Origin of the sequence: Pseudomonas rustica (assembly GCF_049959085.1) — a bacterium.
Lineage (GTDB): Bacteria > Pseudomonadota > Gammaproteobacteria > Pseudomonadales > Pseudomonadaceae > Aquipseudomonas > Aquipseudomonas rustica.
Genome location: NZ_CP188200.1, coordinates 3,395,574 through 3,415,785 on the forward strand (window position 1 = coordinate 3,395,574; position 20,212 = coordinate 3,415,785).

General features: G+C 60.3%; 15 protein-coding genes and 3 tRNA genes. 1 reads left to right on the forward strand and 17 read right to left on the reverse strand.

The features are described 5' to 3' along the window. Positions 1 to 76 precede the first annotated feature (76 nt). A complete protein-coding gene (locus ACP3TY_RS15505) occupies positions 77 to 1,360 on the forward strand; it encodes an NAD(P)/FAD-dependent oxidoreductase (protein WP_053118964.1) in 1,284 nt (427 codons plus the stop codon). A gap of 130 nt (positions 1,361 to 1,490) precedes the next feature. On the opposite strand, the gene ACP3TY_RS15510 is transcribed toward ACP3TY_RS15505, so the two are convergent. The 17 genes from ACP3TY_RS15510 to ACP3TY_RS15590 all read right to left on the reverse strand — a co-directional run bounded on the left by ACP3TY_RS15510 (position 1,491) and on the right by ACP3TY_RS15590 (position 20,064). Further along, positions 1,491 to 2,462: an XdhC family protein gene (locus tag ACP3TY_RS15510; protein WP_053118962.1), complete on the reverse strand. Its 972-nt coding sequence runs from the start codon at positions 2,460 to 2,462 to the stop codon at positions 1,491 to 1,493. Between the two features lies 1 nt (position 2,463). Then, positions 2,464 to 3,699, reverse strand: a complete 1,236-nt coding sequence (locus ACP3TY_RS15515) for a c-type cytochrome (protein ID WP_426617923.1) — start codon at positions 3,697 to 3,699, stop codon at positions 2,464 to 2,466. Between the two features lie 2 nt (positions 3,700 to 3,701). Continuing rightward, positions 3,702 to 4,241: a (2Fe-2S)-binding protein gene (locus ACP3TY_RS15520; RefSeq protein ID WP_053118958.1), complete on the reverse strand. Its 540-nt coding sequence runs from the start codon at positions 4,239 to 4,241 to the stop codon at positions 3,702 to 3,704. Beyond that, on the reverse strand, positions 4,234 to 7,065 hold the full coding sequence (locus ACP3TY_RS15525; RefSeq protein ID WP_426617924.1) for a xanthine dehydrogenase family protein molybdopterin-binding subunit: 2,832 nt from the start codon (positions 7,063 to 7,065) through the stop codon (positions 4,234 to 4,236). Before ACP3TY_RS15525 ends, ACP3TY_RS15520 begins: the two co-directional genes overlap by 8 nt. 474 nt (positions 7,066 to 7,539) lie before the next feature. Then, a tRNA-Asp gene (locus tag ACP3TY_RS15530) sits at positions 7,540 to 7,616 on the reverse strand. A gap of 93 nt (positions 7,617 to 7,709) precedes the next feature. After that, a tRNA-Asp gene (locus ACP3TY_RS15535) sits at positions 7,710 to 7,786 on the reverse strand. Positions 7,787 to 7,841: 55 nt separating this feature from the next. After that, positions 7,842 to 7,917, reverse strand: a tRNA-Val gene (locus ACP3TY_RS15540). Positions 7,918 to 8,084: 167 nt separating this feature from the next. Further along, positions 8,085 to 8,861, reverse strand: coding sequence for an SDR family oxidoreductase (locus tag ACP3TY_RS15545; protein WP_053118953.1), 777 nt, complete (start codon positions 8,859 to 8,861; stop codon positions 8,085 to 8,087). Next, positions 8,858 to 10,069 (reverse strand): O-succinylhomoserine sulfhydrylase, encoded by a 1,212-nt coding sequence (locus tag ACP3TY_RS15550; RefSeq protein ID WP_053118950.1) that lies wholly within the window; start codon positions 10,067 to 10,069, stop codon positions 8,858 to 8,860. Before ACP3TY_RS15550 ends, ACP3TY_RS15545 begins: the two co-directional genes overlap by 4 nt. Positions 10,070 to 10,217: 148 nt before the next feature. Then, entirely contained in the window at positions 10,218 to 11,723 is a 1,506-nt protein-coding gene (purF, locus tag ACP3TY_RS15555; RefSeq protein WP_053118948.1) for an amidophosphoribosyltransferase, read from the reverse strand. 41 nt (positions 11,724 to 11,764) lie between these two features. After that, complete coding sequence (locus ACP3TY_RS15560) at positions 11,765 to 12,325, reverse strand: CvpA family protein (RefSeq protein ID WP_053118946.1); 561 nt, start codon at positions 12,323 to 12,325, stop codon at positions 11,765 to 11,767. Between the two features lie 98 nt (positions 12,326 to 12,423). Beyond that, the gene (locus ACP3TY_RS15565) at positions 12,424 to 13,086 is read right to left on the reverse strand and encodes an SPOR domain-containing protein (protein ID WP_282354448.1); all 663 of its coding nucleotides are present in this window, start codon (positions 13,084 to 13,086) and stop codon (positions 12,424 to 12,426) included. Beyond that, positions 13,070 to 14,377, reverse strand: a complete 1,308-nt coding sequence (gene folC / locus ACP3TY_RS15570; RefSeq protein ID WP_426617925.1) for a bifunctional tetrahydrofolate synthase/dihydrofolate synthase — start codon at positions 14,375 to 14,377, stop codon at positions 13,070 to 13,072. Before folC ends, ACP3TY_RS15565 begins: the two co-directional genes overlap by 17 nt. Further along, complete coding sequence (gene accD, locus ACP3TY_RS15575) at positions 14,374 to 15,294, reverse strand: acetyl-CoA carboxylase, carboxyltransferase subunit beta (protein ID WP_008083214.1); 921 nt, start codon at positions 15,292 to 15,294, stop codon at positions 14,374 to 14,376. The genes folC and accD overlap by 4 nt, the downstream gene beginning before the upstream one ends. Positions 15,295 to 15,650: 356 nt before the next feature. Then, positions 15,651 to 16,271, reverse strand: a complete 621-nt coding sequence (locus ACP3TY_RS15580) for a phosphoribosylanthranilate isomerase (protein WP_426617926.1) — start codon at positions 16,269 to 16,271, stop codon at positions 15,651 to 15,653. Between the two features lie 65 nt (positions 16,272 to 16,336). Continuing rightward, a complete protein-coding gene (truA, locus tag ACP3TY_RS15585; RefSeq protein WP_077571926.1) occupies positions 16,337 to 17,161 on the reverse strand; it encodes a tRNA pseudouridine(38-40) synthase TruA in 825 nt (274 codons plus the stop codon). Between the two features lie 227 nt (positions 17,162 to 17,388). After that, on the reverse strand, positions 17,389 to 20,064 hold the full coding sequence (locus tag ACP3TY_RS15590; RefSeq protein ID WP_426617927.1) for a FimV/HubP family polar landmark protein: 2,676 nt from the start codon (positions 20,062 to 20,064) through the stop codon (positions 17,389 to 17,391). Positions 20,065 to 20,212 lie beyond the last annotated feature (148 nt).

The following is a 20,212-nucleotide window of genomic DNA, read 5'->3' on the forward strand; positions in this document are numbered from 1 at the left end:
TCCGGTGGCTGGCGGAGGTTTTTCAACTCGGGTAGGATCGATGCACTCGTAAAATATATTAAACAGAGGCTGCAGGATGGCGAACACCCCTTACCCAGAGTCCTATTACGCTGCGTCGGCCAATGCCGTACCGCCCCGCCCTGTTTTGCAGGATGACGTGGAGACGGACGTCTGTGTGATCGGCGCCGGGTATACCGGGCTGTCCTCGGCGTTGTTTCTGCTGGAGAACGGTTTTCGCGTGACGGTGCTGGAGGCGGCCAAGGTCGGTTTCGGCGCGTCGGGGCGCAATGGCGGGCAGATCGTTAACAGTTATAGCCGCGACATTGATGTGATCGAGCGCAGTGTCGGGCCGAAGCAGGCGCAACTGCTCGGGCAGATGGCGTTTGAAGGTGGGCGGATCATTCGTGAGCGTGTGGCCAAGTACAACATTCAGTGCGACTTGAAGGACGGCGGCGTGTTTGCTGCGCTGACTGCCAAGCAGATGGGTCATCTGGAATCGCAGAAGCGCCTGTGGGAGCGCTTTGGCCATACGCAGCTCGAGCTACTCGATCAGCGCCGCATTCGCGAAGTGGTGGCGTGTGATCAATATGTCGGCGGCATGCTCGACATGAGCGGCGGGCACATTCATCCGCTGAACCTCGCGCTAGGCGAAGCGGCCGCTGTGGAGTCGTTGGGCGGCAGCATTTATGAGCAATCGCCCGCTGTGCGTATCGAGCGCGGCGCTAACCCGGTCGTGCATACGCCGCAGGGCAAGGTGCGGGCCAAGTTCATCATCGTTGCGGGCAACGCTTACCTCGGCAATTTGGTGCCGGAACTGGCAGCGAAATCGATGCCGTGTGGCACGCAGGTGATCACCACCGAGCCGCTGGGTGATGAGCTGGCGAAAGCGCTGTTGCCGCAGGATTACTGCGTCGAGGACTGCAACTACTTGCTCGACTATTACCGACTGACCGGCGACAAGCGTCTGATCTTCGGCGGCGGCGTTGTTTACGGCGCCCGGGATCCGGCGAACATCGAGGCGATCATCCGTCCGAAAATGCTCAAGGCGTTTCCGCAGCTCAAGGATGTGAAGATTGATTACGCCTGGACAGGAAATTTCCTGCTGACCTTGTCGCGTTTACCGCAGGTTGGGCGGCTGGGTGACAACATCTATTACTCGCAGGGCTGCAGCGGTCATGGCGTGACGTATACGCATCTGGCCGGCAAAGTGTTGGCTGAGGCATTGCGCGGCCAGGCTGAGCGTTTTGATGCGTTTGCGGATTTGCCGCACTACCCGTTCCCGGGCGGGCAGATGTTGCGCACGCCGTTTGCGGCGTTGGGGGCTTGGTATTACGGGTTGCGGGATAAGTACGGTTTTTAAATTCGAGCTATGGAAACCTTGTGGTGAGGGGATTTATCCCCGATGGGTCGCGCAGCGGCCCCAAAAAATGGGACTGCTACGCAGTCCATCGGGGATAAATCCCCTCGCCACAAATGCATCTACCAGTTAATCAGAGCTGGTCGCGAGCGATACCGCTACGAATCCGCAGGATATCGGCGAGTACCGCCAAGGCAATCTCCGCCGGCGTCTTGCTGCCAAGGTTAAGCCCGATCGGCGCATGAATTCGCGCCAACTCACTCTCCCCCAGCCCGCCAATCCGGCGCAGGCGCTCAAAGCGTTTCTGCGATGTCTGCAGCGAACCCATCACGCCAATGTAGAACGCTTCGGTACGCACTGCCTCCATCATCGCCAGATCGTCAATGCGCGGATCATGTGTCAGCGCCACCACCGCCGTATCACGGTGGCAGCCACCATCGGCAATAAACACCGATGGCAGTTGCCGACGAATTTCCACGCCATTGAGCACCACACCTTCAAGCACTTCATCGCGCGGATCGCAGAGAATCACTTCAAAGCCGAGGCCGACAGCAAATTCGGCACACGCCTGCGCGACGCTGGAATAGCCGGCGAGCAACAAACGTTGCGCCGCGCCGATGCGGATACGCACCCGATCAATCTCACGCTCGATGCGCGCGCCCTGCTCGCGATCAGCGAACAGGCTGCGCGCACCGCTGGCCAGATCGACCTCGCGAATCAATCGACGCTGACCAAGCAGCGCCGATTCCAATTCACGCAGATGCGCCTGCACCTCGCAGTCAGCGTCAAATTTCTCAACCAGCACATCGAGAATGCCGCCGCACGGCAGGCTGACCCGCGAGCGCGGATCGTCGCCTTCGCCATAACGCACGACGTTGATCGCATCGAGAAATGCACCTTCGGCGACGCGCTCAAGAAAGTCTTCCTCGACGCAGCCACCCGACAGCGATCCGATCCACTGCCCGCCTTCGTTCACCGCCAGCAGCGAACCCGGCGCGCGCGGCGCCGAGCCGTAGGTGGTCAGCACGGTGCAGAGCCAAATGCGCTGCCCCGCCACCGACCACTCCAGCGCTCGCCGAACCACTTGCAGATCGAGATGCTGCATGTCAGTGCGCCTTGTGCTCGATGGACGGTGCGTCAGCTTGCAGCTTCTGCACGTCACCCACCGCCAGTTCAGCCGACTGACCACCCCAACCTTGACGCAGGTAGTTGAGCAGATCGGTCAGTTGCTCAGGCTTGAGTTTGTCGGCGAAACCCGGCATCGGTTGCATGCGCTCGAAACCGGAGAATTTCTGTTCGCCGATACCATCCTCGATCACGCGCAACAGGTTGCGTGGATCTTCCAGACGCAGCGTGGTGTTGCCGCGCATGGCCACCGCGATGTGCGGTTTGCCTTCGCCACCGACCGCATGGCAACCGGCGCAGACGTTCAGGTATTCCTGCTGACCGCGCTGGGCACTGGCGCTGAGTTTCTCGACCGGCACTTCAACCAGCGCTTTGGCTGCCGGCGGTTTGTCGCCAAGCAGGAACGTCGCCATCGCTGCCAGATCCTGATCGCTCAGCCCCTGAGTGCTGTTGTGGAACACCGGGAACATCTCGTTGAACATCGTGCCTTGCGCGCTCATGCCGTGCTTGAGGAACGTGCTCAGATCCTGTTCGTTCCAGCCGCGCGCGGCCAGATCAGTGGCCAGCAGGCTTGGCGCCAGATAACCATTGAGGATGCCGCCCGTCAGGCGTTTGTCCAGTTCCATCGCGCCCGGCAGGCCGCGTGGCGTGTGGCATTCGCCGCAGTGGCCGAGGACTTCGACCATGTACTGGCCGCGCTTCCACGCTTCACTTTTACCTTCGGCCGGCTCCAGTTTGAGGGCTTTGCCGTACAGCACGTTCCAGCCCATCAGGCCCAGACGCACGTTGAACGGGAAGCTCAAACTGGTGACCGGTGCAGCGCGCTCGATCGGCTCGATGGTTTTCAGGTACGCATGGATCGCGTCCGAATCTTCGCGCGGCATCAGGTGATACGAGGTGTATGGCATCGCCGGATACAGGTTCGCACCGTCGCGACGCTTGCCTTCGGTCAGCGCGGCGAAGAACTCGTCATCGTTGTACAAACCGATGCCGTGCTCTTTGCTCGGCGTGATGTTGGTGCCGTAGATCGTGCCGAACGGCGAGACGATCGGCAGCCCGCCGGCAAACGGCGCGCCGCCCGGTGCAGTGTGGCACGCCATGCAGTCAGCGCCGCGAGCCAGATACTCGCCGCGTTTGACCTGATCATCGGCGTGAGCAAACAACACCGGCGCAGCCAGACCGACCGCCAGGGTCAGTCGGGTCAGAAAAAGCTTCATGCTTAACCCTCCTTGACCAGGCCGAGATCGGTCAGCACGTTGCGGGTGGCGTTGTAGTAACGCACGTACCCGGTGCAACGGCAGATGTGATGGCCGAGGCTGTCTTCGATGACTTGCTCGAGTTTGCTTTGCACGGTCGGCTGGCGTTGCAGCTTCTCGACCAGCACGGTCGCGGCGTTGACGAAGCCTGGCGCGCAGTAGCTGCACTGGAACGCGAACTCATCGACGAAACGTTGCTGGATCGGGTTCAGCTCAGTGACCTGGCCCGCTTCGTCACGCTTGGCGTGCGATTCGATGGTGCGGACTTTCTTGCCTTCGAAGTAATGCGCGCCGGTGATGCAGGTGCGCACTTCTTCGCTGGTGCCGTCCGGGTTATCGACAATCACCACGCAAGCGTGGCAGATACCTTGACCGCAGCCCAGACGCGAGCCGGTGAGGTTTTTGTATTCGTGCAGGTAGTCGATCATCGGCAGGTCATCAGGGATGTCCACCGGGCCGACGGATTGACCATTGAGGGTCAGTTGAAGCGGACGGTTAGCCATTGAGGGCCTCCTTGATGCGCGCTGGAGTGATAGGCAGATCGCGAACACGTTTACCGATGGCATGCGCCACGGCGTTACCGATGGCCCCGACAACCGGGATCATCACCACTTCAGCGATGCCTTTGGACGGATCGCTCGGCGACAGTGCCGGGAGAATCTCCGACGTCTGTTTCCACACGGCAACGTGACGCGCCATCGGCAGACGGTAACGGTTGAAGTTCCAGTCACCCTCCCCCGGCCCGCCTTCGTACAGCGGCATCTCTTCCATCAGAGCGTGACCGATGCCCATGGCGATACCGCCTTCGAGCTGGCCCTTGACCAATTCTTCAACCAACACACGACCGCACTCGACCCACGAATGGTGGTTGAGCACTTCAACATCCAGCGAGCCTTTGCTGACCTTCAACTCGACCAGCGTGGCGACCGGGCTGTAGTAAGTCACGGCAGCGTTGTTCAACTGAACAACCGGGTAGTTGATGTTCTGGCGATCCAGCAGATGGAAACCAGACGTGGTCATCAACGCTTTCTTGGCTTTCGGCGCACCATCACCGTATTTCACCGCCAGACCGTCGAGCGGCAGACGCTCGCGCACGCCGTCGATGCTGTATTCGGCCTCAGCCCAGCTCCAGCGGTTGAACGCATGAACGGTGGCGCCGGTGACCAGACCACGCTCGTGAGCGTGCTTGGCCAGTTCTTCGAAGGTCAGCGGCTGCATGCCGTTGGCAGTCAGCTTGCCATCCACCCAGTGCGCATCTTCGCGACGCACAACGTATGGGTTGGCTTGGCCGCCGTAAGGGCCCTGACGCCAGATCTCCATGGCCGCCGGCCACAAACCGTTGTTGAACAACACGCGGGCTGCTTCACGGGTGGCGTGACTGAAGTAGTAAGCCGAGTTGGTCGCGGACGACGCCGAGGCCAACTTGCCGACCCAGCGTGGATTGCGCAGCAGGTTATCTTGGTCGGCCTGGCTCATGATGTAAGGGTTGCCGCTGGTGATCAGCTGCATTTCCTTCCATTCGGTTTCGCCAGTCTTCACTTCGTGGGCCGGGCTGCCGAGGAAATCGGCGACGACCAAGGCTTGCGAAGTGGACATGCCGGTGCCGATTTCGATACCGATGTGGCGCAAGGTGATGCGACCGTCAGCGGTGAATTCGATGCTGGCCATCGGCGCTTCAGAACCGGTGCCAAAGTCTTTCTGGCAGATGGCGAAACCAACGCCGTACCAGTTATCCGGGTCAGCGGCTTCGCGTTGTTTCTTGATCGCGTCGCGGTTTTTCCAGACCTCGTGTGCAGCAGCCTTGTCGAGAATCTCGTGCAGACGCAAAGCACCGGCAGGGATCGCGCCCTGGGTATTTTTCATCCCCGAACGCAGCGCGTTCTTGCGGCGCAGTTCGATGGCATCGACGTTCAGGCGATCGGCGATTTCGTCGACCATCATTTCGGTCGCCGCCATGCTTTGCAGGGTGCCGTAACCGCGCATCGAACCGGCTTCAACACCACGCGAGTGATACGCAGTGACTTGCAGGTCGTTCTGCGGCATGTAGTAAATCGACTGCGCAGCCGTGGCGCCCACAGCGGCCACCGACGGGCTGTAGTTGATCCGGCCACCGCCGTCGACGCTCATATCAGCGAGGAATATCTTGAAGGTCTGATCGTTCTTGTCCACGGCCAACTGGTAGCGAATGTCGAACGGGTGACGCTTGATGCCGCTCTGGAACTGCTCGTAACGGTCGTTCGCCAGACGCACTGGCACACCGGCGCCGTACAGCGCAGCGAGGGCGGCGTAGTAAACGAAGATGTTGTGGTCTTTGGAACCGTAACCCACGGTGTAACCCGGGTGCATGTTCAGGTTGTCCAGGCCGAAGCGCGACGGCGAAATCATTTTCGCGGTCTCGGTCGCCGCTTCCAATGGGCACTGGGTAGCCACCACGAAATGCAGGGTCTTGGTTTTCGGGTCGTACCAGCCGTTGCCGTTGTCCGGCTCCATGGCGGCCGGTTCGATCGACGGCGTCTTGTAGCGCTCATCGAACACCAGCCAGTTGTCCGGCGGCGTGCTGATCTGGCCCTTCATGCGATCGGCGTAGAACAGGCCACGCTCGGTGAGATTACCGTGCAGGTTCGGCTGGGAATTCCACACCGGGCGACGGTTTTTCAGCATCGGGAACAGGATCGAATCCTTGAGGCTGGCGAATTCGTCTTCATCTGCCGAGGTCGGGCCGCCCACGCGCACGTAGCGGAAGCTGCCGTAGGGATCGCCTTCGTAGAACGGCACTTTGGCGCCGTAACGAATCGCTTTGTCATTGAATTTGAGTTTGTTCTTGGCCTGACGGAAACGCTCGAAGTCGTTCCAGATCAGGATCGCTACCGGGTGACCAATGAACATCGGCACTTTGCCCTCAGGCAGCAGCGGATCCGGTGCATGCTCCTCAGGGAAGACGATACCGTCCTTGTCCAGATCGGCAGCGGTGACGATGCGGTCAGGCTGCAGATCGGCGCCAAGCCACGACAGGTCGTAGCCGGCATAGATATGGTCGGCCTTGATGGTTTTCAGCAGCATGGCGTGGCCTTGCTGCTCGGGCCAGCCCGGCATGTCCTTGGAACGGATGTCGCGGGCAAAGACTTTGCTGCCGCAGACTTTCGACAAGGCATCGTTACGCTGGCGCGCTTTGCCGTTGTTGCCGAGCCATTTTTCGGACGGCACGGTCACGCTGTTTTCCATCAAGGCAGCCAGCGCCTGGGTGCTGAGCGGCGTAAGCGTGACGCTCACACCCGCCACCAGCCCGCCCTGGAGGAACGAGCGCCGGGTTATTTCACGGTTGGACATGGATCATCCTCTGGACGGTTATACATCCGCCCTTCTGGTTATCTACTGGGGAATCTCGAGTCTTGCAGAAGCCCTTCTTGGCTAAACGAAGGACGAAATGACAGTGCAAAGCTGACCGAAAGGTTAACTTTAAAGGTTTCTGCGCTCGCAGCAAACAACCAGATACAAATTTCTGACTAAAGAATCAAAAAAGACAATGCGACGTGGCACCGCAGGATGGTTACAGGCATCCCTTGCAGGAGCTGTCGAGTGAAACGAGGCTGCGATCTTTTAATCCTGTTTTTTACGATCAAGATCAAAAGATCGCAGCGTGCCGCAGCTCCTACAGGGAGCCGGGTTGCGTGATGGGAGCGGAGGTCAAATTTCAGACACAAAAAACCCCGATCTTTCGACCAGGGTCTTTGCTATCGATTCCGAATCAACCAACGGTTGCTTTCGGTGCTTCAAGGCGTTCAGTGATCCTTGAAGCAGATATGGCGCAGCGGACGGGACTCGAACCCGCGACCCCCGGCGTGACAGGCCGGTATTCTAACCGACTGAACTACCGCTGCGTATCGCTTTGAGCTTGCGCTCAAGTAACTCGTTTTGATTGAAAGCTTCGGTGCTTTTCAATCGCAAACCAGACAAGTCTGATTTGTACAATATGGCGCAGCGGACGGGACTCGAACCCGCGACCCCCGGCGTGACAGGCCGGTATTCTAACCGACTGAACTACCGCTGCGCGTCGGTGCAGGCACTTTCAGCCTACGTTCTTGCTTACGCAAGTTTCTCGGGAGTGGTGGGTGATGACGGGATCGAACCGCCGACATTCTGCTTGTAAGGCAGACGCTCTCCCAGCTGAGCTAATCACCCGTTTGCATCTCCGAGGCCGCGAAATTTACGCAGGTAGCGAACCTAAGTCAATAGCAGGATTGAAGTTTTTCTAAAAAAGACGAAATTGCTTCAATCCCTGAGAAAGTAACATCCATGAAACCGCTATCGCGAGCAGGCTCACTCCTACACGTTCGCGGCTTCGCTTCTTACTCTGTGTAAATCATCTTCTTGGTCATACCGCCATCGACGACGAATTCCTGCCCGGTGACAAACCCGGCATTCCTTGACAGCAACCACGCAACCATCGCCGCCACGTCTTCGACCGTCCCTACCCTGCCCGCCGGATGCTGAGCATGATCAGCATCAGCCAAAGGCTCCGCCCGACGCGCAGAAGGATCGCGCGCATCGATCCAGCCCGGGCTGACCGCGTTAACACGAATCTCCGGCCCCAGACTGATCGCCAACGCATGCGTCAGCGCCAACAACCCGCCCTTGCTCGCCGCATATGCCTCAGAGTCGGCTTCCGATTGCCGCGCACGGGTCGAAGCCAGATTGACGATCGAACCGTTGTGAGCGCGCAGATACGGCGCGCAGTGCTTGGCCAGCAACATCGGCCCACTGAGGTTCACCGCCAACACACGATTCCAGTAGGCCAGATCGAGGCTTTCCAGGGTGATGTTGTGCGGATCAGCCACGGCCGCGTTGCACACCAGCGCATCGAGACGACCAAACTGCCCCAACACTTCAGCCACACCGAGCGCGACCTGAGCTTCGTCGGCAACGTCCATGGCGATGAACCAGGCACTTTCGCCCAGCACCTTCGCCACTTTCGAACCGCGCGCACGATCCAGATCCGTCAGCACCACTTGCCAGCCTTCGCTGATCAGCCATGCCGCAATCCCCAGACCGATACCGCGCGCGGCACCGGTGACCAGCGCAACGCGGCCATGAGTACCGGGTTTCGGGGTCGACAACTCGATCACAGCGCTGCCAGACCGCGCGCCAGATCGGCTTGCAGATCCGCCACGTCTTCCAGACCGACCGCAATTCGGATCAGGCTGTCACGGATTCCCGCTGCTTCACGCTCTTGCGGCGCCAAGCGACCGTGAGAAGTGGTGCTCGGGTGGGTGATCGTGGTTTTGCTGTCGCCGAGGTTGGCGGTGATCGAAATCAGTCGAGTTGCATCGATAAAGCGCCACGCGCCCTCTTTGCCACCCTTGACCTCAAAGCTCACCACCGCGCCAAAGCCCTTCTGCTGACGCTGGGCCAGTTCGTGCTGCGGATGGCTCTTGAGACCGGCGTAATGGACTTTCTCGATGCCGTCCTGCTGCTCCAGCCATTCGGCCAGTTGCTGGGCGTTGGCACAGTGCGCCTTCATCCGCAGGTTGAGGGTTTCCAGCCCCTTGAGGAAGATCCACGCATTGAACGGGCTCAGGGTCGGCCCGGCAGTGCGCAGGAAACCAACGATTTCTTTCATCTGCTCGCTGCGACCGGCGACCACGCCGCCCATGCAACGGCCTTGGCCGTCGATGAACTTGGTCGCCGAATGCACGACGATGTCCGCGCCCATTTTCAGCGGCTGCTGCAAGGCTGGCGTGCAGAAGCAGTTGTCGACCACCAGCATCGCGCCTTTGGCGTGCGCGATTTCTGCCAGCGCGGCGATATCGACCAGTTCAGCCAGAGGATTGGACGGCGACTCGACGAAGAGCAATTTGGTGTTCGGCTTGATCGCCGCGTCCCAGCCCGACAGATCGGCCAGCGGCACGTAATCGACTTCCACGCCGAAACGCTTGAAGTACTTCTCGAACAGACTGATGGTCGAACCGAACACGCTGCGCGAGACCAGCACGTGATCGCCAGCGCTGCACAGGCTCATCACCACCGCCAGGATCGCGGCCATGCCGGTTGCGGTGGCAACGGCCTGCTCGGCGCCTTCCAGCGCAGCAATGCGCTCTTCGAACGCGCGCACGGTCGGGTTGGTGTAACGCGAGTAAACGTTGCCCGGCACTTCGCCGGCAAAGCGCGCGGCCGCGTCGGCGGCAGTGCGGAACACGTAACTGGAGGTGAAGAACATCGGATCACCGTGCTCACCTTCCGGCGTACGGTGCTGACCGGCACGTACGGCCAGGGTATCGAACGCTACGCCTTCAAGGTCGCTGTCCAGCCGACCGGCATCCCATTCCTGACTCATGCTGTCACTCCTTGCCCTGTTCTGAAATAGATACAAAACCGGCCCGGAGGCGTGATGCCTTTGTAGGAGCAGGGCTTGCCCGCGATGGGGCCTCTGGCAGCGCCAAAAGCTTCGCGGGCAAGCCTTGCTCCTACAGGCCGGTGATTACTTAGTTGTTGTACAGATCGATGATCGCACTGACCGCCTGGGTCTTGATCTTCGAGGAGTCGTTACGCGCCTGCTCGATCTTGTCCAGATACGCCTCATCGACGTCGCCGGTAACATATTTGCCGTCGAACACCGCGCAATCAAAGCTCTCGATCTTGATCTTGCCGCCACCGACCGCTTCGATCAAGTCAGGCAAGTCCTGATAGATCAGCCAGTCAGCGCCGATCAGATCCGCCACGTCCTGGGTCGAACGGTTGTGTGCAATCAACTCGTGAGCGCTTGGCATGTCGATGCCGTACACGTTCGGGAAGCGCACCGCCGGAGCAGCCGAGCAGAAGTAGACGTTTTTCGCGCCGGCTTCGCGGGCCATCTGGATGATCTGCTTGCACGTGGTGCCGCGCACGATCGAGTCGTCGACCAGCATCACGTTCTTGCCGCGGAATTCCAGCTCGATGGCGTTGAGCTTCTGGCGCACCGACTTCTTGCGCGCTGCCTGGCCCGGCATGATGAAGGTACGGCCGATGTAACGGTTCTTGACGAAGCCTTCGCGGAATTTCACGCCCAGGTGGTTCGCCAGTTCCAGTGCCGCGGTACGGCTGGTGTCCGGAATCGGGATGACCACGTCGATGTCGTGCTCTGGACGCTCGCGCAGGATCTTCTCGGCGAGTTTTTCACCCATGCGCAGACGGGCCTTATAGACCGACACGCCGTCGATGATCGAATCCGGACGCGCCAGATAAACGTGTTCGAAGATGCATGGGGTCAGCGAAGGATTGGTCGCGCACTGACGGGTGTGCAGCTTGCCCTCTTCAGTGATGTAGACCGCTTCGCCCGGCGCCAGGTCGCGAATCAGGGTGAAACCGAGCACGTCCAGGGAAACGCTTTCCGAGGCGATCATGTACTCGACGCCTTCGTCGGTGTGACGCTGGCCGAACACGATCGGACGGATGCCGTGCGGGTCACGGAAACCGACGATGCCGTAACCGGTGATCATCGCGACCACCGCGTAACCGCCGACGCAACGGTTGTGCACGTCGGTCACGGCGGCAAACACGTCTTCTTCGGTCGGTTGCAGCTTGCCGCGCTGGGCCAGCTCGTGAGCGAACACATTCAGCAGCACTTCCGAGTCGGAACTGGTGTTGACGTGACGCAGATCGGATTCGTAGATCTCTTTGGCCAACTGTTCAACGTTGGTCAGGTTACCGTTATGCGCCAGGGTGATGCCGTAAGGCGAGTTGACGTAAAACGGCTGGGCTTCGGCCGAAGTCGAGCTGCCCGCGGTTGGATAGCGGACGTGACCGATACCCATGTGGCCGACCAGACGCTGCATGTGACGCTGTTGAAACACGTCACGCACCAGGCCATTGTCCTTGCGCAAGAACAACCGGCCATCATGGCTGGTCACGATACCGGCAGCGTCCTGGCCGCGGTGCTGGAGCACGGTTAGCGCGTCATACAGCGCCTGATTGACGTTCGACTTACCGACGATACCGACGATGCCACACATGCGACGCAACCCCTACTTAATGGATCTGAACTGAACAACACTCACTGAGGCGTTTTCGCCGACGGCAAGAGTTGCTCCTTGAACGGAATATCAGCGGGTACGCTGATTCCGCTGGCAAGCCACTGACTGCTCCACCCGAGGATCAGGTTTTTGGACCAGTCGGCGACCAATAGAAACTTGGGAACGAGTTGGGATTCTTTCCACCACCCGTCCTGCTGTACCGGCCCCAGGCTCAACAGCCCGATCGCCACGACCACCAGCAACACGCCACGCGCTGCGCCGAAGGCCATGCCGAGGAATCGATCGGTCCCGGATAATCCGGTGACGCGTACCAACTCGCCGATAAGATAATTGATCATTGCGCCCACGATCAGTGTGGCGACAAACATGATGGCACAGCCCGCGATCACGCGAGCCGATGGGGTTTCGATGTATCCGGCGAGGTACTCGGACAATGAACCACCGAACATCCAGGCGACGACTCCTGCGATGATCCAGGTCACCAGCGATAATGCTTCTTTGACGAAGCCGCGGCTCAAACTGATCAAAGCGGAGATGGCGATGATTGCAACGATCGCCCAGTCAACCCAGGTAAATGGCACAGTGCAGCCTACAGACGGATAAGGCGGCGCATTTTAGCAGAGCGCATGCCTCTCGGTAAGCTGCGATTGTCAGTGCATTTCAATCGAGGCGATAGTTTTTAACCGCGCTCAGGCTGGAAGCGCACGACAAAACCCTTGAGGTTCTGCTGACGGCTCAAAAGATCACGCAAACGATCGGCTTCAGCGCGCTCGATCAGCGGGCCGACAAACACCCGATTCTTGCCATCGGCCGTACGGATATAGGCGTTGTAACCCTGGCTGCGCAGGGTTTTCTGCAGGCTTTCGGCGCTGGCACGGCTCGACAGGCTAGCCAGTTGCACCGACCAGCTCACCGACAGACCGTTGGCATCGACGCGACTTTGCGTGGTGTCCGGCTTGCTCGCTGCGGCGCTCGGGCCGGCAGTAATCGGCTGAGCAGGCGCAGGAATCGGTTTTGAGGTTGGCGGCGGCGTTGTCGGTTTGACGATCTGCGCTGGCACTACCGGTGCGGCGGCGATCGGTGCCGAAGGCGCTTCTTGCTCGGCAACCTCTTCGTCCGTCGGCACAGGCTCTTGCGGCAAGGCTTGCGGTTCAGGCACGGCGACCGGCTCGACCTGCACTTGCGGCACGGTCGGGGCTTGCGGGGCAGCCGGTGCTTCCACGACAACCTGACGCTGTTCGTCCTGACGCGAAAACAGCATCGGCAGGAAAATCACCGCCAACGCCACCAGCACCAGAGCGCCCACCATGCGCTGCTTGTACGCTTTATCCAGCAAAGCCATTTGCCGCTTCCTCCGTGGAGCGCCGGGCCAACCATTCAAGGGCCTCGGCAACACAATAAAATGATCCGAACAACAGAATCTCGTCGTCGCTTGTCGCCACTGCGCATTGACCGTCCAGCGCGGCGGCGACACTGTCGTAAGACGTGACCGACGCACCAAGGTTCTGCAATGCCGCGTTTAATTCGGCCACCGGACGTGCGCGCGGCGAATCCAGCGGCGCAACGGCCCAATGCTCGACACTAGCATTCAATTCGCCGACAACACCATCCAGATCCTTGTCGGCCAACAAACCGAACACTGCCAGGCGCTTGCCGACCGGTGGCCGCGAGGCCAGCCGACGGGCCAGATACTCGGCCGCGTGCGGGTTATGCCCCACATCCAGCAACACATTGAGGCGTTTGCCGTTCCACTCGAACGAACGGCGATCCAGACGCCCGACCACGCGAGTCGCCTGCAAGGCGGCAATGATCTGCTCGGCATGCCACGGCAAACCGAGCAACAGATACGCCTGCAACGCCAGCGCAGCGTTCTCCATCGGCAGATCGAGCAGCGGCAAGTCACGCAATTCGACAGCCTGACCCTGCGCATCGGTACCGCGCCACTGCCAGTGCTGATCGGTGATACCGAGATCGAAATCACGCCCGCGCAGGAAGAACGGACAGGCCAGTTCGCGCGCCTTGTCGAGCAACGGTTGCGGAGGATTCAGATCGCCACACAAGGCAGGTTTGCCCTGACGGAAAATCCCGGCCTTCTCGAAAGCCACGGATTCACGGGTGTCGCCCAGATAATCGGCGTGATCGACGCCAATGCTGGTGACCAGCGCGATGTCGGCATCGACCACGTTGACCGTGTCCAGACGCCCGCCCAGCCCTACTTCCAGCACTACAGCGTCGAGTTTAGCCTGTTGAAACAGCCAGAACGCCGCCAGGGTGCCCATTTCGAAGTAGGTCAGGGAAGTGTCGCCGCGCCCGGCCTCGACCACAGCAAAGGCTTCGCACAGCTGTGCGTCAGTGGCTTCGACGCCATTGAGCTGCACCCGCTCGTTGTAACGCAGCAGGTGCGGAGAATTGTAGACACCCACGCTCAGGCCCTGCGCACGCAGCAATGAAGCCACGAATGCGCAGGTCGAACCTTTGCCGTTGGTGCCGGTGACCGTAATCACCCGAGGCGCCGGCTGGCCCAGCCCCATGCGGGACGCTACCTGTTGCGAACGCTCCAGACCCATGTCGATGGCCGACGGATGCAACTGCTCAAGGTAGGCGAGCCATTCGCCAAGGGTGCGCTCGGTCATAGGCCAGCAGGTACCGGTGGAACCACGATCGGCTCGATTGGCGCGGCGACGAATTTCGGCGTCGGCTTGCCAGTCATTTGTGCCAGCAGGTTACCCAGACGCGGGCGCAGTTCCTGACGGTGGATGATCATGTCGATCGCGCCGTGTTCCAGCAGGAATTCGCTGCGCTGGAAGCCTTCCGGCAGTTTTTCACGCACGGTTTGTTCGATAACGCGCGGACCGGCAAAGCCGATCAGGGCTTTCGGCTCACCGACGATCACGTCGCCGAGCATCGCCAGACTCGCGGAAACACCGCCGTAGACCGGGTCGGTCAGCACGGAGATGAACGGAATGCCTTCTTCACGCAGACGCGCCAGCACAGCCGAGGTCTTGGCCATCTGCATCAGCGAGATCAGTGCTTCCTGCATGCGCGCACCGCCGGAAGCGGCGAAGCAGATCATCGGGCAACGGTTTTCCAGCGCGTAGTTGGCAGCGCGGACAAACCGCTCACCAACGATGGCGCCCATGGAACCGCCCATGAAGCTGAATTCAAACGCCGAAACCACCACCGGCATGCCCAGCAGGGTGCCGCTGACCGAAATCAGCGCGTCTTTCTCGCCGGTCTGCTTTTGCGCAGCCACCAGGCGATCCTTGTACTTCTTGCCGTCACGGAATTTCAGACGGTCAACCGGCTCCAGATCGGCGCCCAGTTCGTTGCGACCTTCGGCATCGAGGAAGATGTCGATGCGCGCACGTGCGCCGATGCGCATGTGGTGGTTGCACTTGGGGCAAACGTCCAGGGTCTTTTCCAGCTCCGGACGATACAGCACAGCCTCGCAAGACGGGCATTTGTGCCACAGACCTTCAGGCACCGAGCTCTTCTTGACCTCGGAACGCATGATCGAAGGGATCAGTTTGTCTACTAACCAGTTGCTCATGCTTTCTTTCTCCAGTACCGGCGGCCCGAACCTTTCGATTCGCAACCCCGCGTATGCCCTTGAGCTAAATTCATGTGTGCGGCGATGGTTGGTGAACCGCCACGGTCAGCGCGAAACATGACCTGCGTGCAATCCGGACAACCCTCAGCCACGCTTGCTTTGTGCAAGTGCATTGATGGACGGCGGCAGACTGCCAGCCGTCACATCAATATCGGCACCGCCACTCTGTAAGAACTAGTAGGAACTTGTAGGAGCTGACGAGTGCAACGAGGCTGCGATCCTTTGATCTTGTTTTTTACGATCAAAAGATCGCAGCCTCGTTGCACTCGTCAGCTCCTACAGGTTCCTGCTGGTTCCTATTTCTCTTTTACTGCTTTGATAAATGCGCGAATTTTTGCGTGATCCTTGATGCCCTTGCTCGCCTCTACCCCGCCGCTGACGTCGACGGCATAGGGTTTTACCTGGGCCACGGCGCCCGCGACGTTTTCCGGGGTCAGGCCACCGGCCAGAATCAACGGCTTGCTCAAACCTTGCGGAATCAAAGACCAGTCGAACGCCTCACCGGTTCCGCCAGGCACGCCTTCAACATAGGTGTCGAGCAACACACCGCTGGCGCTTGGGTAGGCATCTACAGCTGCGGCGATGTCGTCGCCAGCCTTTACCCGCAACGCTTTGATGTACGGGCGATGCCAGCCTTCACAGTCTTCAGCGACTTCATCACCGTGGAACTGCAGCAGATCCAGCGGCACCGCATCGAGGATTTCCCCCAACTCGCAGCGGCTGGCATTAACGAACAGGCCTACGGTGGTCACGAACGGCGGCAACGCCTGGATGATCGCCCGCGCCTGTTGCACGGACACTGCGCGCGGGCTCTTGGCGTAAAACACGAATCCGATCGCATCCGCCCCGGCCTCGACGGCGGCCAGCGCATCTTCTATGCGGGTAATCCCGCAGATCTTGCTGCGAACGGCTGACATGTCGAGAAAAACTCCAAGGCAAAATCCGGGAAAGTCCCGGATGGTAACAAAAGCGTTCGAGGGCGTCAGCCGTCAAGTTCCGAGAATCCCGTAAGGAAATGTGGCCCGATAAAACGCTCGGGCAACGGGAATTCATCGTGGTACTCGACCTGCACCAGATACAGGCCGTACGGATGCGCTGTCACCCCACCGGAGCGGCGCTCACGGCTTTCCAGCACTTCCTTCATCCATTCGACCGGCCGCTCGCCCGCACCGATGGTCATCAGGACGCCAGCGATGTTGCGCACCATGTGATGCAGGAAGGCGTTGGCGCGGATGTCGAGGACGATCATCTTGCCGTGGCGGGTGACGCGCAGGTGATGCATCTTCTTGATTGGCGACTTGGCCTGGCACTGACCGGCACGAAACGCGCTGAAGTCATGGGTGCCGATCAAGTGCTGCGCGGCCTCGGCCATGCGCTCGACGTCGAGCGGGCGGTGGTTCCAGGTGATTTCTTCGTTGAGGTGCGCCGGACGGATCTGATCGTTGTAGATCACGTAGCGATAACGCCGGGCGATGGCCTTGAACCGCGCATGGAAATGCGCCGGCATCACCCGCGCCCAACTGACGCTGATGTCGTGGGGCAGATTGATGTTGGCGCCCATGACCCAGGCTTTCAGCGAGCGGTCGACCGTGGTATCAAAATGCACCACTTGCCCGCAGGCATGCACGCCGGCGTCGGTACGTCCGGCGCACTGCAAGGAAACCGGCGAGTTGGCGACTTTCGACAGGGCTTTTTCGAGCTCTTCCTGCACCGTGGCCACACCCGTCAACTGGCGCTGCCAGCCGCTGTAGCGCGAGCCTTTGTATTCAACGCCCAGCGCAACGCGGTAAAAGCCGTCGGGGGCCATTTCGGCGACCGGGTTATCTATGTTTGCCAAGGTGGGACAGCCTGCTGTTTTTGCAAAGGCGGGCATTATAAGGCCTCAAGATCAAAAGATCGCAGCCTTCGGCAGCTCCTACACAGAAATCCGCATTCCCCTGTAGGAGCTGCCGAAGGCTGCGATCTTTTGATCTAGAAAACCCAAACAAAAACGGCAACCTCTATGGGCTGCCGTTTCGTTTACCGCTGGACTGATTACAAGCTCGACAGCATGTCCTTGGCCTCGCCCCGCTGCTTCTCGTCACCCTCGGTCAACACTTCGTTGAGGATGTCGCGCGCGCCGTCACTGTCGCCCATGTCGATGTAGGCCTGAGCCAGATCGAGTTTGGTCGCCGCTTCGTCGGTGCCGGAGAGGAAGTCGAAATCGTCTTCGCCCAGATCAGCGTCCAGCGCCGCATCAGCTTCGGTAAACGTCGGCTCGGCGATGTTCTGCGACAGACGATCCAGTTCAGCGTTGACGTCATCCAGCTCCGCCGCGAACGCATCAGGCTCGGCCGGTGGATTGGAATCCATCTCGTCCGCCAGCGACAGATCGAAATCGGCCGGCAGCTCCAGATCGTCCTGCGGTACGTCAGCCACGACGGGCGGTTCAACCGGCGACAGGTCTTTCACGCCATCGTCCAGATCCAGCAGGAAGTCGTCTTCGGCCAGAGTGGCTGGCGACGGTTCGGCGCCGAGATCCAGATCCAGATCGAAGTCCGACAGGTCGTCCAGGTTTTCTTTGATGTCGGTCTGCTGTTGCAGCACCGATTCAAAACTCAGGTCGTCATCCGCCGGGAATTCGTCGAGTTCGGCCAGTGCTTCCGGCGTTTGCTGCTCAACAACAGGCGCAGGCTCGATCGGTGTGATGTTGTCGAGATCGTCCAGGCTCAGGTCAAACGCGCTGTCGAGATCATCTTCCGCCGGTGCCGGGGCAGCAGCAGGTGCTTCCGGCTCATCCAGCAGCAAATCTTTGACGTATTGCGCGTCCAATTCGGCAGCCACTGCAGCAGCGGCCAGACCACCGGCAGCGACAAGGGCCATGGCCGGGAAGCGGCTTTTCAGCTCTTCGACCTTGGCGAAGTTATCGCCATTGGCCACCAGTTGACGCTCCTGAGCGACGAACGCATCGCGATCGCCCTGCTGACCGTAGACTTCCATCAGTTTCAGGCGCAGGTCACTGCGTTGCGGCTCGAGGCTGACGCCCTCCTCCAGCAACGCCGCTGCCTGATTCAAGCGACCGGCATTGATGTGCGATTGCGCTTTGTCGAGCACGTCATCGGAACGCTCGGCGGCTGGAGAAACCAGCGGCGCCGCAATCGGCGTGGCCATGACCACTGGCGCAACAACCGCTGCCGGTGCAGGCGTTGGCGCCGGAGCCGGAGCCGGAGCCGGAGCCGGGGTATTGAGTGTGACGCTGGCGGCTGGTGTTTCCAGACCTTCGAAGCTGCTTTCCGGCAGATCCTGTTCAGCGGAGAACTCTTGTTCTTCGGACAAGGCACGCGCCATGCGCATGTGTTTCTCGGCTTCCTGCTGAGCTTTGCGGCGACGCGCCAGCAGCAACAGCAGAAGCAGCAGAACCACCGCACCGCCACCGATCAGTCCCAACAGGACAGGATTGGTCAGCAGCTCGTTGAAGGTTTTCTCATCATCGACAACCGGTTTTGGCTCGGCAGTCGGCGCCACCGGAGCATCGACTGGCGGTGCAATTGCCGATTCAGGCGTTGGCGACGCGGCCGCTTCTGCCGGAGTTGCAGGCGGTGTCGCAGCCAAATCTGCAGTGATCGCAGGCACCGCTGGATTTGCAGCGTTGGCCGCTGGCGCAGCGCCCGAGCCTTCAGCCTGCAGCTTCGCCAGTTGATTGTTCTTCAGCTCGATCAGTTTTTGCAGCTTGTCCATCTGACTTTGCAGATCGGACACGCGGCTCTTCAATTCCTCGTTGTCGCGACGGGTCGTGTCGAGGCTTTCCTGCGTGACGGCGAGTTTGTTGCTCAGCGCCTTGGCATCGCCGGCCGGGCCTTTACCGCGCGCCTTGGCGCTTTCGGCAGACACCAGGCTCAGATTGTCGCTGGTATTTGGCGCAGCGCCGCTATTGCCACGACCACGATTGGTCGCATCCAGCTGCTGCTGGCCAGTGCCAGGCTTGGCCACGTAACGACGGCCCGAGCGCCAGGCGTCGTTCTGCGCAGCGACTTCCGCAATGGCGGCGGTTTGTGGCAGCGCGGTGCTTTGTGTCGAATCCGGCAGACGCAGCACCTGACCGGTTTTCAAGCGGTTGATGTTGCCGCCGATAAACGCGTCCGGATTCAGCGCCTGAATCGCCAGCATGGTCTGCTGCACCGAGCCGCCATTACGCGCCTTCGCGGCGATTTCCCACAAGGTATCGCGGGCGGTCGTGGTGTATTGAGTCGAGTGCGTGGCGCCAGTGGTTGGGGCGGTGACGGTTTGCGACGGCGCCGATTGCGCAGCGGCATCAGCCGTCTGCGGCGAGAACTTCGACGGATCGAGCAGCACGCTGTAGTCGCGCAGCAGACGGCCGTTCGGCCACATCACCTGCACGAGAAATTTCACCATCGGCTCGGACAGCGGCTTGCTCGACGTCACGCGCAGTACGCTTTTACCGCTGGCGTTGAGCACCGGGGTAAACGTCAGGTCATTGAGGAAAGCCTGGCGATCGACGCCGGCCTTGGCAAAATCTTCAGGTGAAGCCAGACTCGGCACCACTTCGGCAGCGGTGAGATCCTTGACGTCGAGCAGCTCGATTTCAGCCACCAGCGGCTGGTTCAGGGTCGACTTCAGGGTCAGCTCCCCGAGCCCGAGGGCATGCGCCATACCGGAGGACAGCGCCGAGGCGGCCGCTATTGCTAACACCAGTTTGCGAACTTGAACCATAGCCTCATCCTTTGTTTGAACGTTCCTCGGCCAGCGAGAAGATATTGATTGTCGCTGCCGTAAGGCATTGCGCGCGACGACGACAGATGTCGCGCGCGATCATTTCTTTGATGCCCCGGAAAGTCCCGGAGGGTGACACGTTTTCAAC

Bases quoted from the DNA above. Each gene is read 5' to 3' on its own strand.
- ACP3TY_RS15505 (WP_053118964.1), top strand. From the start codon at position 77: ATGGCGAACACCCCTTACCCAGAGTCCTATTACGCTGCGTCGGCCAAT.
- ACP3TY_RS15510 (WP_053118962.1), bottom strand. From the start codon at position 2,462: ATGCAGCATCTCGATCTGCAAGTGGTTCGGCGAGCGCTGGAGTGGTCG.
- ACP3TY_RS15515 (WP_426617923.1), bottom strand. From the start codon at position 3,699: ATGAAGCTTTTTCTGACCCGACTGACCCTGGCGGTCGGTCTGGCTGCG.
- ACP3TY_RS15520 (WP_053118958.1), bottom strand. From the start codon at position 4,241: ATGGCTAACCGTCCGCTTCAACTGACCCTCAATGGTCAATCCGTCGGC.
- ACP3TY_RS15525 (WP_426617924.1), bottom strand. From the start codon at position 7,065: ATGTCCAACCGTGAAATAACCCGGCGCTCGTTCCTCCAGGGCGGGCTG.
- ACP3TY_RS15550 (WP_053118950.1), bottom strand. From the start codon at position 10,069: ATGAGTCAGGAATGGGATGCCGGTCGGCTGGACAGCGACCTTGAAGGC.
- purF (WP_053118948.1), bottom strand. From the start codon at position 11,723: ATGTGTGGCATCGTCGGTATCGTCGGTAAGTCGAACGTCAATCAGGCG.
- ACP3TY_RS15565 (WP_282354448.1), bottom strand. From the start codon at position 13,086: ATGGCTTTGCTGGATAAAGCGTACAAGCAGCGCATGGTGGGCGCTCTG.
- folC (WP_426617925.1), bottom strand. From the start codon at position 14,377: ATGACCGAGCGCACCCTTGGCGAATGGCTCGCCTACCTTGAGCAGTTG.
- accD (WP_008083214.1), bottom strand. From the start codon at position 15,294: ATGAGCAACTGGTTAGTAGACAAACTGATCCCTTCGATCATGCGTTCC.
- ACP3TY_RS15580 (WP_426617926.1), bottom strand. From the start codon at position 16,271: ATGTCAGCCGTTCGCAGCAAGATCTGCGGGATTACCCGCATAGAAGAT.
- truA (WP_077571926.1), bottom strand. From the start codon at position 17,161: ATGGCCCCCGACGGCTTTTACCGCGTTGCGCTGGGCGTTGAATACAAA.
- ACP3TY_RS15590 (WP_426617927.1), bottom strand. From the start codon at position 20,064: ATGGTTCAAGTTCGCAAACTGGTGTTAGCAATAGCGGCCGCCTCGGCG.